General features: G+C 69.9%; 11 protein-coding genes. 3 read left to right on the top strand and 8 right to left on the bottom strand.

All coding sequences use genetic code 11. The features are described 5' to 3' along the window. The first annotated feature begins 404 nt into the window (after positions 1-404). Together gabT and CCN35_RS28765 are read left to right on the top strand one after the other, a co-directional pair. Positions 405-1,739 carry a 4-aminobutyrate--2-oxoglutarate transaminase gene (gabT, locus tag CCN35_RS20165; protein ID WP_067395500.1) on the top strand — a complete coding sequence of 445 codons (1,335 nt, stop codon included), beginning with the start codon at positions 405-407 and terminating at the stop codon, positions 1,737-1,739. A gap of 496 nt (positions 1,740-2,235) precedes the next feature. After that, positions 2,236-2,892 (top strand): phosphatase PAP2 family protein, encoded by a 657-nt coding sequence (locus CCN35_RS28765; RefSeq protein ID WP_236560632.1) that lies wholly within the window; start codon positions 2,236-2,238, stop codon positions 2,890-2,892. Between the two features lie 100 nt (positions 2,893-2,992). Here CCN35_RS28765 and CCN35_RS20155 read toward each other — a convergent pair whose 3' ends face one another. The 7 genes from CCN35_RS20155 to CCN35_RS20125 form a co-directional block, all read right to left on the bottom strand. Next, positions 2,993-3,241, bottom strand: coding sequence for a hypothetical protein (locus CCN35_RS20155; protein ID WP_067395503.1), 249 nt, complete (start codon positions 3,239-3,241; stop codon positions 2,993-2,995). A gap of 1,454 nt (positions 3,242-4,695) precedes the next feature. Next, the gene (locus tag CCN35_RS20150; RefSeq protein ID WP_067395507.1) at positions 4,696-6,123 is read right to left on the bottom strand and encodes an NAD(P)/FAD-dependent oxidoreductase; all 1,428 of its coding nucleotides are present in this window, start codon (positions 6,121-6,123) and stop codon (positions 4,696-4,698) included. Positions 6,124-6,221: 98 nt separating this feature from the next. Beyond that, entirely contained in the window at positions 6,222-7,022 is an 801-nt protein-coding gene (locus tag CCN35_RS20145) for an ABC transporter permease (RefSeq protein ID WP_067395510.1), read from the bottom strand. After that, on the bottom strand, positions 7,023-7,952 hold the full coding sequence (locus CCN35_RS20140) for an ABC transporter permease (RefSeq protein WP_086793808.1): 930 nt from the start codon (positions 7,950-7,952) through the stop codon (positions 7,023-7,025). Then, positions 7,952-9,127 carry an ABC transporter ATP-binding protein gene (locus CCN35_RS20135; protein ID WP_086793806.1) on the bottom strand — a complete coding sequence of 392 codons (1,176 nt, stop codon included), beginning with the start codon at positions 9,125-9,127 and terminating at the stop codon, positions 7,952-7,954. The genes CCN35_RS20140 and CCN35_RS20135 overlap by 1 nt, the downstream gene beginning before the upstream one ends. Then, entirely contained in the window at positions 9,124-10,368 is a 1,245-nt protein-coding gene (locus tag CCN35_RS20130; RefSeq protein ID WP_067395519.1) for a polyamine ABC transporter substrate-binding protein, read from the bottom strand. The genes CCN35_RS20135 and CCN35_RS20130 overlap by 4 nt, the downstream gene beginning before the upstream one ends. Positions 10,369-10,419: 51 nt before the next feature. Next, positions 10,420-11,952, bottom strand: a complete 1,533-nt coding sequence (locus CCN35_RS20125) for a gamma-aminobutyraldehyde dehydrogenase (protein ID WP_067395522.1) — start codon at positions 11,950-11,952, stop codon at positions 10,420-10,422. 207 nt (positions 11,953-12,159) lie between these two features. Between CCN35_RS20125 and CCN35_RS20120 the strand changes: the two genes are divergently transcribed. Then, the gene (locus CCN35_RS20120) at positions 12,160-12,720 is read left to right on the top strand and encodes a riboflavin biosynthesis intermediates N-glycosidase (protein WP_067395816.1); all 561 of its coding nucleotides are present in this window, start codon (positions 12,160-12,162) and stop codon (positions 12,718-12,720) included. Between the two features lie 114 nt (positions 12,721-12,834). On the opposite strand, the gene CCN35_RS20115 is transcribed toward CCN35_RS20120, so the two are convergent. Further along, positions 12,835-13,191 (bottom strand): DUF4190 domain-containing protein (locus CCN35_RS20115; RefSeq protein ID WP_245863297.1); only part of this gene is annotated, 357 nt, incomplete at its 5' end.

Raw genomic sequence — 13,191 nt, 5'->3', positions numbered from 1 at the left:
GCCCGGCGTGCTTCGGATGCGCACCCCGGGCGTCGTGCGTCCCGTCGTCCATCGACCTTGCCCCCTGGCCAGCCGTTCCGTCCACCATCAGCGAGTCAATCTAACGTCCGGGCAAGGGGAGTTCACCGATTGCGCGCCATGGCGCGCGCCTCGGCGCCGGCGTTTTCTCTTTTCCGGCCGCACCCCTCTCCCCGCTCCTTCCCCGCCCGCCGCTCCGTCCCTTCTCCCTCCCTCTCTCTGTCCATCGCGGACAACCGCGACCGCCGACAACGCCCACATGGAGCATGCCCCCCTCTTTCCCGCCGCCCTAACCTGCGAGAAAAGAAGACAGCGTCCCCCAGGTGGTTCACCGCACCCATCCGTCGCTTCCTCTTCAACCCACGCACGATCATCAGGGAGCCCTCATGACCGCACTCGAGCAGGAGCGCCGCGTCGTCACCGCCATTCCCGGCCCGAAGTCGCAGGAGCTGCAGGCCCGCCGTACCGCCGCGGTCGCGCAGGGCGTGGGCTCCGTGCTGCCGGTCTTCGTCACCCGGGCCGACGGCGGCATCATCGAGGACGTCGACGGCAACCGCATCATCGACTTCGCCTCCGGCATCGCGGTGACCTCGGTCGGCGCGTCCGCCGAGGCCGTGGTACGCCGCGCCTCCGCCCAGCTGGCCGACTTCACCCACACGTGTTTCATGGTCGCGCCGTACGAGGGCTATGTGGCCGTCGCCGAGGCGCTGGCCGAGCTCACGCCGGGCGACCACGCCAAGAAGTCGGCCCTGTTCAACAGCGGCGCCGAGGCCGTGGAGAACGCGGTCAAGATCGCCCGTGCGTACACCGGGCGCCAGGCGGTGGTGGTCTTCGACCACGGCTACCACGGCCGCACCAACCTCACCATGGCGCTGACCGCGAAGAACATGCCGTACAAGCACAGCTTCGGCCCCTTCGCCCCCGAGGTCTACCGCGTCCCGGTCGCCTACCCCTACCGCTGGCCGACCGGCCCGGAGAACGCCGGCCCCGAGGCCGCCGCGATGGCCATCGACCAGATCAGCAAGCAGGTCGGTGCCACCAATGTGGCCGCGATCATCATCGAGCCGGTGCTCGGCGAGGGCGGCTTCATCGAGCCGGCCAAGGGCTTCCTGCCGGCGATCCGCCAGTTCGCCGCCGACAACGGCATCGTGTTCGTGGCGGACGAGATCCAGTCCGGCTTCTGCCGCACGGGCCAGTGGTTCGCGTGCGAGGACGAGGGCATCGTCCCGGACCTGATCACCACCGCGAAGGGCATCGCCGGCGGTCTGCCCCTGTCGGCCGTCACCGGCCGCGCCGAGATCATGGACGCCGCCCACGTGGGCGGCCTGGGCGGCACCTACGGCGGCAACCCGGTGGCCTGCGCGGGTGCGCTCGGCGCGATCGAGACGATGAAGGAGCTGAACCTCAACGCCAAGGCGAAGAACATCGAGGCGATCATGAAGTCCCGCCTCACCGCCATGGCCGAGAAGTTCGACGCCATCGGCGACGTCCGCGGCCGCGGCGCCATGATCGCCATCGAGCTGGTCAAGGACCGCACGACCAAGGAGCCGAACCCGGAGGCGGCCGCCGCCCTCGCCAAGGCCTGCCACGCCGAGGGCCTGCTGGTCCTGACCTGTGGCACCTACGGCAATGTGCTGCGCTTCCTGCCCCCGCTGGTGATCGGCGAGAACCTGCTGAACGAGGGTCTGGACATCATCGAGCAGGCGTTCGCCCGCATCTGAGACATCTGAGCGGCGCATCCGCACGCCTGACCCAGTCGGCGGCAGAGCCTGTGAAGAAGGTGTGCGGGGTGGATGGCAGGGCGCCGATCCGGCTGTTCTGCGTCCCCCCGCTGCCGTAGCTTCTCCTCTCGGATGAGAAGGACACCCGCCCACGGGAAACTGTGGGCGACAGGCCGTGGCCTCCCGGCTTCGACCTGGTCGTACCTCGCGCGCACACCCGGAGCCGGCAGGCTCCGAACCTCCTCACCGATCGGACGTCGCCGCCCCACACCCCCCAGGGCGTGCGGCGTCCCGGTCCGGACGGCCGACGAGCGGGCCGTTCCCGCAGGGCCGGCGCAGCTCTCCCCCCTCCTCCTCGCGCCGGCCCTTCGCCGTGCCCCGGGGCGGCGGGCGCAAGGGGCGGCTCTGGGCCACATGCCCGAACGAGAACCCACGACGGAGGACTCGACCGCGGCCCGCATCCGCCACTCGCCGCCGCACCTGCGAAGCTGTGCGCGTGTCGTCCTCGCGGGTCTCCTTGTTTCTCGTCTGGTTCGTCGGGCTTCCGGTCCTGCTGTTCTCGCTGATCACCTGGCAGGTCGTCAGCCACGGTCCGCTGCTGGGCGTGGACCGGGACGTCAGCGATGCCCTGCTGCACCCGGACCGGGGCTCCGAACTGCTCGCGGACCTCGGGAACGTGCAGGTCGCGGTCCCCGTGCTGGCGGCCGTGCTCGGATACGCGGCCTGGCGGGGACGGGCCGCGGGCAGGGACCGGTGGTGGTCGGTGCCGCTCGGGGCGGCGGGGCTGATGCTGCTGGTGCCGGTGCTCGTCCTGCCGCTCAAGGCGTGGACGGCCCGGCACGGCACGGCGGCCGTGCCGCCCGGGACCGGCTACTTCCCCTCCGGGCACACGGCCACCGCCGCCGTCGCCTACGGGGGCGCGGCCCTGGTGCTCCTGCCCTGGCTGCGAACCGTCCTCGCCCGGTGCGTGGTCGTCGGCGTGTGCGCCGCCCTCGTGCTCGGCGTGTCGTACGGGCTCGTACGGCGCGGCTACCACTGGCCCCTGGACGTCGTGGCCAGCTGGTGCCTGGGCACGGTGCTCCTCGCCACGCTGCGGCTGCTGAGCAGACTGCCCCGCCGCAGCACGGATCCGCCCCGCAGATCCGGCCTTTGACGTCAGCGGATCCCGACGAGCCGGTCCGGCGGCTTGGCACACCCGGGGCCGTCCGGATCGAGCGGGAGCATCCGCACCGACGGACGGCGGAGACGGCCCATCACCCACGGAACGGCGCAAGGGCGTTCACCGGACGTCTGGTGGAACCGGGGGTGCTCACCGCCTCGGGCGATGCGGCCGGTCGCCGCTCCTCCAGGACCACCGCACCCACCGGTGGGGCCTGTTCGCCGCCGTCCTCGGGGAACAGCAGCATCAGCCCCGCCGCCCCGAGCGGCACCGGAAACCGGGAGAACACGGGCCAGGAACCGCGTCGTAGGACCTGCACGGCCGGCACTCCGTCCAGGGTCATCCCTTTCCCCACAAGACCCGATGCGGCGTCAACCGCATCGAAGGAAGTCGCTTCCGGGCCGGCGGCACAAGATTCTTCCTCAGCTGCAGCCGAGTCGCAGCGAGCATCCCCAGGTGCAGTTGACACCCATCTCCACCCCTGCCTCGATGCCGATCCCGCCACCCGCCTCAGTGGCCCACACCGGCTCGCCTTTACCGTTCCTCACCCATGATCTGTCCAGGTTGAAGCCAGACTCATGGCTGGCAACGACTCCAAAAATGCAATAACCGGAGACTTCCTCATCCCAGCCCCAGCCTCTGAGCCGGTCAAGCGAGTCAGCGTTGCCGGACAGCCAAGTGAGGCCAAGTGAGGTCGGCTGACATACCCCCACCGACAGCAGAAACGGCTGGTGAACGGCTTACACCAAGATCCCAGTTGCCGTCAGAGTTCCGGCTCACCTGAGACAGCTTCCCGTGCTGCCCATGATCCACGTGCCTCCAGAGACACCGAGACAAACACCCACGGCATTCGCCTCGATTCCCACACCGGTGACCTCCAGCGTGTTGCGAATGCCGGTGCTGGTCGCACCCTTGAAGTCTCCGCGCCGGAGCTTGGCAAAGAATCCCTCGTCCTGCTGGTTCTTCTTGTGCCGGGCTTCGGCGGCCTTGCGCTCTCTCGAGACGCTTCTGCTTTTCGATCTGAGCGGACCTGACACGCTGGGCCGCGGTGGGACGGGTGACACCCTTGCCCTTGACGTAGACGTGACGGTAATTGGTGTTCTTCTGAACGGTGCAGTCCGGCGAGCTGGTGCCGCCCCGGGCCTTGGTCTCCTTCACATAGTTCTTGCCGAAGGTGACCTTCCTGACGTCGCCGGTGCTGCGACCGCAGGTGCAGTTGTACTGGCCGCTGATGCACTCCTCGCAGGGCTCGCCGGTGGGGTCGGCGAAGGCGGCCGGAACGCCACCGTGGACGTACGGGTTGACGAGGGCTCCCTGTCCCTGATCCCCGGCGAGGAGCTCTTGACCGGGGAGGACACCCGGCACCCGGTTTGCATCGACCCGTCCGTCGAAGGCTCCCGGCACTCGTGGTCGATCATGCACAAGAAGTACCCGGACACCCCGTTCTTCAATGGCGCCGGTCTCAACGGCGGCACCACACCGCCCGGGTGGGACACGCGAAGCGGACCAACGGCACCGAACGCACACAAGGTCGAACTTCGGCCTGTCGGCCCTCCGTCCGTGAGCTCCGGCGAGTTCCCCGACGGAGAAGACGACGCCGGACTCAGGAAGCCTGCGCCTCCTCGGCGACCATGTGGCCGGTGTCGGGCACACCACGGGCTTGACGGCGCCGACAAAGTTCGAGGGCCACCGGGCCATCAGCTGATCTCCGCGGTCCTGCCCGGCCTCCCGGCGGGGCCGCTCACCCTGGTCGTGAGCGGCCCCGCCGCGGCTCTCGGGGACGGACTGCGCCGGAGGTCAGCTGTCGAAGCCCAGGCCCAGACGGTCCATGGTGCGCAGCCACAGGTTGCGGCGGCCGCCGTTGGCGTCGGCGCGGGCCAGGGACCACTTGGTGAGGGCGATGCCGGTCCAGGCGAACGGCTCGGGCGGGAAGGGCAGGGGCTTGGTGCGGACCATCTCCAGTTCGGTGCGCTCGGTGCGCTCCCCCGCCAGCAGGTCGAGCATCACCTCGGCGCCGAAGCGGGTGGCGCCGACGCCGAGGCCCGTGTAGCCGGCCGCGTAGGCGACCCTGCCCTGGTGGGCGGTGCCGAAGAAGGCCGAGAAGCGTGAGCAGGTGTCGATCGCGCCGCCCCAGGCGTGGGTGAAGCGGATGCCCTCCAGCTGCGGGAAGCAGGTGAAGAAGTGCCCGGCGAGCCTGGCGTAGGTCTCCGGGCGGTGGTCGTACTCGGCGCGCACCCGGCCGCCGTAGGGGTAGATCGCGTCGTAGCCGCCCCACAGGATGCGGTTGTCCGCGGAGAGGCGGAAGTAGTGGAACTGGTTGGCGCTGTCCGCGAGGCCCTGGCGGTTCCTCCAGCCGATCGACGCCATCTGCTCGTCGGTCAGCGGCTCGGTCATCAGGGCGTAGTCGTAGACCGGGACGGTGTAGGGGCGGACCCGTCTGACCAGGCTGGGGAAGACGTTGGTGCCCAGGGCGACCCGGTGGGCGCGGACCCGGCCGTAGGGGGTGCGGACCTCCATGCCGATGCCGTACTGCTTCAGGGTCAGGGCGGGGGTGTGCTCGTAGAGGCGCACACCGAGCCGCAGGCACGCCTGCTTCAGGCCCCAGGCGAGCTTGGCCGGGTGGAGCATGGCGACACCGCGGCGGTTCCACAGGCCGGCCTCGAAGGTGGGTGAGGCGACCTGTGCGCGCACCGCGTCCCGGTCGAGGTACTCGATGCCGTCGGCGAGTCCTCTCCGCTGTGCCTGCGTGTACCACTCCTTCAGTTCCCAGGCCTGGTGCGGCTCGGTGGCGACGTCGATCTCGCCGGTGCGTTCGAACTCGCAGTCGATGGAGTGGCGGGCGACCGTCTCCTCGATGGCGTCGAGGTTGCGGGCGCCCAGCTCCTCCAGCTTGTGGATCTCGTGGGGCCAGCGGGTCAGGCCGTTGGGCAGGCCGTGGGTGAGGGAGGCGGCGCAGAAGCCGCCGTTGCGGCCGGAGGCGGCCCAGCCCACCTCGTGGCCCTCCACCAGCACCACGTCCGTGGCGGGATCGCGCTCCTTGGCGATCAGCGCGGTCCACAGTCCGCTGTAGCCGCCGCCCACGACCAGCAGGTCGCAGCTCTCGGCTCCGGTGAGCGCGGGCTCCGGCCGGGGCCTGCCGGGGTCGTCCAGCCAGTACGGGACCGGCTGGGCGTCGGCGAGAGCGGTGATCCACTTGTTCTCACGGCTCATGGCGCTTGTGGCCATGATTTCAACTCCCTACAGAGTCGGTTCCGCTGCTTCGGCGAGACGGCGTCAGTGTCTTCTCACGGTTTTCTCACGCGCGGTTTCTCACGCGCGGTTTCTCACGCCTTCTGCCGGGTGCGTCGATTGCTGATGACCATGGCGATCACGACGCACAGGACGGCGATGACGGACATGGCCGTACCGATGACATTGATCTGGACGGGGGTGCCGCGCTGTGCCGCGCCCCAGACGAACATGGGGAAGGTGACGGTCGAACCGGAGTTGAAGTTGGTGATGATGAAGTCGTCGAAGGAGAGCGCGAAGGCGAGCAGCGCGCCGGCGGCGATTCCGGGGGCCGCGATCGGCAGGGTGACGCGGAGGAACGTCTGGAACGGTCCGGCGTACAGGTCCTGCGCGGCCTGCTCCAGCCTCGGGTCCATCGACATCACGCGCGCCTTGACGGCGACGACGACGAAGCTGAGGCAGAACATGATGTGCGCGATCAGGATGGTCCAGAAGCCGAGCTGGGCACCCATGTTGAGGAACAGGGTGAGCAGCGAGGCCGCCATGACCACCTCGGGCATCGCCATCGGCAGGAAGATCAGCGAGTTCACCACGCCGCGGGCCCGGAAGCGGTAGCGGACCAGCGCGAAGGCGATCATCGTGCCGAGGAGGGTGGCGCCGATCATGGCCCAGACGGCGATCTGGAGGCTGAGCGCCAGCGATCCGCACATGTCGGCGACGCCGCACGGGTCCTTCCAGGCGTCCGTGGAGAACTCCTGCCACTGGTAGTTGAAGCGCCCCTTCGGTTTGTTGAAGGAGAACACCATGACGACGACGTTCGGCAGGAGCAGGTAGCCGAGCGTCAGCAGTCCGGCGATGACGACGAGGTTGCGCTTGAGCCAGTTGACGAAGGCCATTTACACCAGATCCTCCGTGCCGGACCTGCGGATGTAGACGGTGACCATGACGAGGATCGCGGCCATGAGGATGAAGGACAGGGCCGCGGCCGTCGGGTAGTCGAGGATCCGCAGGAACTGTGTCTGGATGACGTTGCCGATCATGCGGGTGTCGGTGGAGCCGAGCAGGTCGGCGTTGACGTAGTCGCCGGCAGCGGGGATGAAGGTCAGCAGCGTGCCGGAGACCACGCCCGGCATCGACAGCGGGAAGGTGACCTTGCGGAAGGTGGTGAAGGGTCTGGCGTACAGGTCGCCCGCCGCCTCGTGCAGCCGCGGGTCGATGCGGTCCAGCGAGGTGTACAGCGGCAGGATCATGAACGGCAGGAAGTTGTACGTCAGACCGCACACCACCGCGAGCGGGGTGGCCAGCACACGGTCGCCGGAGGTCCAGCCGAGCCAGCTGGTGACGTCCAGGACGTGCAGGGCGTCGAGGGCGCCGACGAGCGGGCCGTTGTCCGCGAGGATGGTCTTCCAGGCCAGGGTGCGGATCAGGAAGCTGGTGAAGAACGGCGCGATCACCAGCACCAGGAGCAGATTGCGCCAGCGGCCCGCGCGGAAGGCGAGCAGATAGGCGAGCGGGTAGCCGAGCAGCAGGCACAGGACCGTCGCGGAGGCCGCGTAGAGGACCGAGCGGACGAACTGCGGCCAGTACTCGGACACCGCCTCCCAGTAGGTCACGAAGTGCCAGGTGACCTTGTAGCCCTCCTCCAGGGAGCCCGTCTGCACCGAGGTGGAGGCCTGGTAGACCATCGGCAGGACGAAGAAGAGCACCAGCCACAGCAGGCCGGGCAGCAGCAGCCAGTACGGCGTGAGGCGGCCCCGTCTGCGCGGTGGTCTCTGCTCGGGGCCGGCAGGCGCCGGCGGGGCGGGCGCCCGGGTGAGTGCGGCCATCAGGCGGCCACCCCCTCGTCCGGCTCCACGCCCTCCACGCCGGCGTCGATGTCCTGGGCGGCGTCCAGGCCGAAGGTGTGGGCCGGGTCCCAGTGCAGGACGACCTCGGCGCCGGGCACCAGGCGGGCGTCGCGGTCGAGGTTCTGGACGTAGACCTCGAGGCCGGGACAGGCCGGGCTGTCGATCATGTACTGCGTGGAGACGCCGATGAAGCTGGAGGCGGTGATCGTGCCGGTGAGGCGGTTGCGGCCCTCGGGGACCCGGCCCGCGTCGTCGGCGTGGGTGAGGGAGATCTTCTCCGGGCGGATGCCGGCGAGCACCTTGCCGCCGGCCGTCACCGGGGCCGAGCACCGTGCCCGGGGCAGGGAGAGCTTGCAGCCGCCCGCCTTCAGGACGATCTCGTCGCCGCTGCGGGTGTCGACCTCGGCCTCGATCAGGTTGGAGGTGCCGAGGAAGTTCGCGACGAACGTGCTCTTCGGGTTCTCGTAGAGGTCGGTGGGCGAGCCGAGCTGCTCGACGCGGCCGGCGTTCATCACGGCGACGGTGTCGGCCATGGTCATGGCCTCCTCCTGGTCGTGCGTGACATGGATGAAGGTGATGCCGACCTCGGTCTGGATGCGTTTGAGCTCCAGCTGCATCTGGCGGCGCAGCTTCAGGTCCAGGGCGCCGAGCGGCTCGTCGAGCAGCAGCACCTTGGGGTGGTTGATCAGCGCGCGGGCGACCGCGACGCGCTGCTGCTGGCCGCCGGAGAGCTGGTGCGGCTTCTTGCGGGCGTGCTCGCCCAGCTGCACCAGGTCCAGCATCTCCTCGACCTGCTTGCGCACGTTCTTGATGCCGCGCCGGCGCAGACCGAAGGCGACGTTCTCGAAGATGTCGAGGTGCGGGAAGAGGGCGTAGGACTGGAAGACGGTGTTGACCGGGCGTTTGTAGGGCGGCAGGTGCGTCACGTCCTGGTCGCCGAGGTGGACGGTGCCCTGTGTGGGCTCCTCCAGGCCGGCGATCATGCGCAGGGTGGTGGTCTTGCCGCACCCGGAGGCGCCGAGCAGGGCGAAGAAGGTGCCCTGCGGCACGGTCAGGTCCAGCGGGTGCACGGCGGTGAAGCCGCCGTAGGTCTTGCTGATGCGGGTGAGGCGGACGTCGCCGCCGTGGTCGTGGGTGGTCCTCATCGTCGTCACGCCCCTGTGAGCTTCGCGAATTTCGCTTCGTAGGCCGCTTCTTCCTTGTCGCTCAGGGCGCGGAAGGAATGGGCTCTGGCCGCCACGTCCTTGGTGGGGACGATCAGCGGGTTCTCCGCAGCCTCCTTGTCGATCCCGGCCAGCTCCTCCCGTGCGCCGTCGACGGGACTGATGAAGGCGACATAGGCGGCGAGCCGGGCGGCCTGCCTCGGCTGGTAGTAGAAGTCAATCAGCCGTTCGGCGTTGGCCTTGTGGCGGGCCTTGTTCGGGATCAGCAGATTGTCGGTGGACAGCATCCAGCCGGCCTCCGGGATGACGTAGTCGACGTCGGGGCTGTCCTGCTGGAGCTGGACGATGTCACCGCCCCAGGCGACACAGGCGGCGATGTCGCCCTTGGTGAGGTCGGAGGTGTAGTCGTTGCCGGTGAAGCGCCGTATCTGTCCCTTGTCGACGGCCTTCTGCAGGCGGGCGATCGCCGCGTCGTAGTCGTCGTCGGTGACCTTGGCCGGGTCCTTGCCCATGTCGAGCAGGGTCAGGCCGACGCTGTCGCGCATCTCGGACAGGAAGGAGACCCGGCCCTTGAGCCTGGGGTTGTCCAGCAGGTCGGAGACCGAGGTCACCTCGATGCCGTCCAGGGCCTTCTTGTTGTAGGCGATGACGGTCGAGACGCCCTGCCAGGGGTAGGAGTAGGCACGCCCCGGGTCCCAGTCCGGGCTGCGGAGGTGACCGGCGAGGTTGGCGAAGGCGTGCGGCAGGTTCGCCGGGTCGAGTTTCTGCACCCAGCCCAGCCGGATCAGCCGCGCGGCCAGCCAGTCGGTGACGACGATGAGGTCCCGGCCGGTGTCCTGGCCGGCGGCGAGCTGCGGTTTGATCTTGCCGAAGAACTCGGTGTTGTCGTTGACGTCCTCGGTGTACTTGACCTTGATGCCGGTCTGCCGGGTGAAGTCCTCGAGCGTGGGGTGCCTCTTGCCGCTGTCGTCGACGTCGATGTAGACGGGCCAGTTGGAGAAGTTGACGACCTTCTCCTTCGCCGAGTGGTCCTCGGTGGTGACACCGCCCGCCGTCCGGCCGGCCGGGGGGATGCCGCAGGCGCTCAGTGTCCCGATTCCGCCGGCCGCGAGCGCGCCGCCCGCGGAGGCGCGCAGCAGCGAACGGCGGCTGAGGAGGGCGCCGCCTCGGGGGCCGCGCCGTGCGGCGGCCGTCCGGGCCGGGGCGGGGCGGTCGGACTCGTACTGCTCCATGCGCGTGGTGCCCTTTCGGGAAGGTGGCCCGCTCACGGGCCAGGGTCGTTGCTACCGGTCCCCGAAGACGGTGCGGTGCCAGTCCTTGCGGACCACCGCCGTGTTGTCGAACATGACGTGCTTGATCTGCGTGTATTCCTCGAACGAGTACGAGGACATGTCCTTGCCGAAGCCGGACTGCTTGTACCCGCCGTGCGGCATCTCGCTGATGATCGGGATGTGGTCGTTGATCCACACGCACCCCGCCCTCAGCTCCCGTGTCGCCCGGTTCGCCCGGTAGACGTCCCGGCTCCAGGCCGAGGCGGCCAGACCGTAGGGGATGTCGTTGGCCAGCCGGATCCCCTCGTCGTCGGTGTCGAAGGGGAGGACGACGAGGACGGGGCCGAAGACCTCCGACTGGACGATCTCGCTGTCCTGGGGGGCGTCCACGATCAGAGTGGGGCGGTAGTACGCCCCGTTCCTCAGCTCGCCCCGGGGCGCCTCGCCGCCGGTGACCACGCGCGCGTAGGCGCGTGCGCGGTCGACGAAACCGGCGACGCGGTCGCGCTGGGCGTACGAGACGAGGGGGCCGAGGTCGGTGCCGGGGGCGAAGGGGTCGCCCAGCCGGACGGTCTCCATCAGGGCGGCGGTCCGCTCGACGAACTCCTCGTACAGGGGGCGCTGCACATACGCGCGTGTGGCGGCGGTGCAGTCCTGCCCGGTGTTGATCAGGGCGCCGGCGACCGCGCCGTTGACGGCGGCCTCCAGGTCGGCGTCGTCGAAGACCACGAACGGGGCCTTGCCGCCGAGCTCCAGGTGGATGCGCTTGACGGTGGCGGTGGCGATCTCGGCGACGCGCTTGCCGACGGCGGTGGAGCCGGTGAAGGAGGTCATGGCCACATCGGGGTGGCCGACCAGGTGCTCGCCGGCCTCCTTGCCGGTGCCGGTGACGATGTTGATGACGCCCTCGGGGATGCCCGCGTCCGTGGCGGCCTGGGCGAACATCAGCGAGGTCAGCGGGGTCAGCTCGGAGGGCTTGAGCACGATGGTGTTGCCCGCGGCGACGGCCGGGAGGATCTTCCAGGCGGCCATCTGCAGGGGGTAGTTCCAGGGGGCGATGGAACCGACGACCCCGATGGGCTCCCGGCGGATGTAGGAGGTGTGGTCGCCGGAGAACTCGCCGGCCGACTGGCCCTGCAGATGCCGGGCGGCGCCCGCGAAGAAGGCGGTGTTGTCGATCGTGCCGGGCACGTCGAACTCACGGGTCAGCTTCAGGGGCTTGCCGCACTGGAGGGACTCGGCGCGGGCGAAGTCCTCGGCCCGCTCGGCGAGCACGGCGGCGAAGCGGTGCAGCGCGTCCGAGCGCTCGCCGGGGGTGGCGCCGGCCCAGTCGGGGAACGCCTCGCGTGCGGCGGCGACCGCGGCGTCGACGTCGTCGGTGCCGGCCAGTTCGTAGGTGCAGACCTCCTCGCCGGTGGCCGGGTCGACGACCGCGTGGGTGCGGCCCGAGGTTCCTCCGGTCAGTCTGCCGGCGATGTACTGCGCGCCGTCCGCGAAACGTTCCTGCGCCGGAAACCGGTCCTGGGCGGTGCCCGGGTTGTGCATGTCACTCCCCTCCGCCGTGCCCCGTCATCGGGGGTGGGTGGCGTAGCTCCAGCTCAATTTGAGTGCCGATCCTGACAGAATCAAGGGACTCCAACAAGGGATTCCGTTGTTGCCTTTTGATTACGCGACGGAATCTGTCGACCGGGTGTCAAGCGGGGCCGGAAAAGGAGAGACAGGCTGTCCGTGGCGCGTGCCACACTCGCGCGCATGACAGAGATCGATTCCAGGGAGGCCCTGGTCAGGGCGGTCCGCGCCGGGAGACGGGTCAAGTATCTGCACTTCTGGGGTCATCGGCCGCGCCCGGACGGCCGGCTGGGTGCGAGCTGTCTGAGCCAGTGGTGGCCGTCGCCGTTCGTGGTGGACGGTGTGCCGTACCCGACCGCCGAGCACTGGATGATGGCCGGCAAGGCCCGGCTCTTCGCCGACGCGGAGGCGGAGCGGCGGGTGCTGGCCGCACGGCACCCGGCCGAGGCCAAGAAGGCGGGGCGGCTCGTGCGCGGCTTCGACGAGCGGACATGGGAGCGGGAGCGGTTCGGGATCGTGGTGGAGGGCAACGTCCACAAGTTCGGCTCCCACCCCGCGCTGCGGGAGTTCCTGCTGAACACCGGCGACCGGGTGCTGGTGGAGGCCAGCCCGGTGGACCGGGTGTGGGGGATCGGCCTGGCCGCGACCGACGACGGCGCGAGCGACCCGGAACGCTGGCGCGGCGCGAATCTGCTGGGCTTCGCCCTGATGGAGGCACGGCGCCGGCTGCGGGCGGGGGTGTAGGACCGGCGGGGCGGTGCCCCGCGGAGCCGGCCGGGCGGGGCACCGGGCCCCGCCCGGTGCCGTTCTCCGGCCATGGCCCGTGGGTGCGGCGCCCCGCCCCGGGACGCGGCGGGGTCAGGGGACGATCGGGGCGGTCGCCGCGGGAAGGGCGGCGTGGGCGTCGTAGGAGGAGTCCTCCGACTCCTCCGCCTTGATGCCGGCCACGATGACGGCGACCATCAGGGCCACCATGGCAAGACCGAGGACCAGGCCGATGATGCCCGTGATCAGGCCCGCCTGGGCCTGGCCGTGGTTGTCGGCCTCGCCCCGTTCGACCCGCCGGCGGCCCTTGACGCCGAGCACGATGGCGACGATGCCGAGCACCACCGAGAACACCCCGTACAGGCAGAACAGGCTGCAGGCCAGGATGCCGAGCACCATGGCCGCGGTGCCCCCGCAGAACGGGATGGGCACCGCGGCCATGGTGCTCGG

It is taken from the genome of Streptomyces thermovulgaris, assembly GCF_002155915.1.
In the GTDB taxonomy this organism is placed as follows: domain Bacteria; phylum Actinomycetota; class Actinomycetes; order Streptomycetales; family Streptomycetaceae; genus Streptomyces; species Streptomyces thermovulgaris.
Note: the sequence above shows the minus strand (reverse complement) of the source record. Positions and strands in the feature narration are given on the sequence as shown.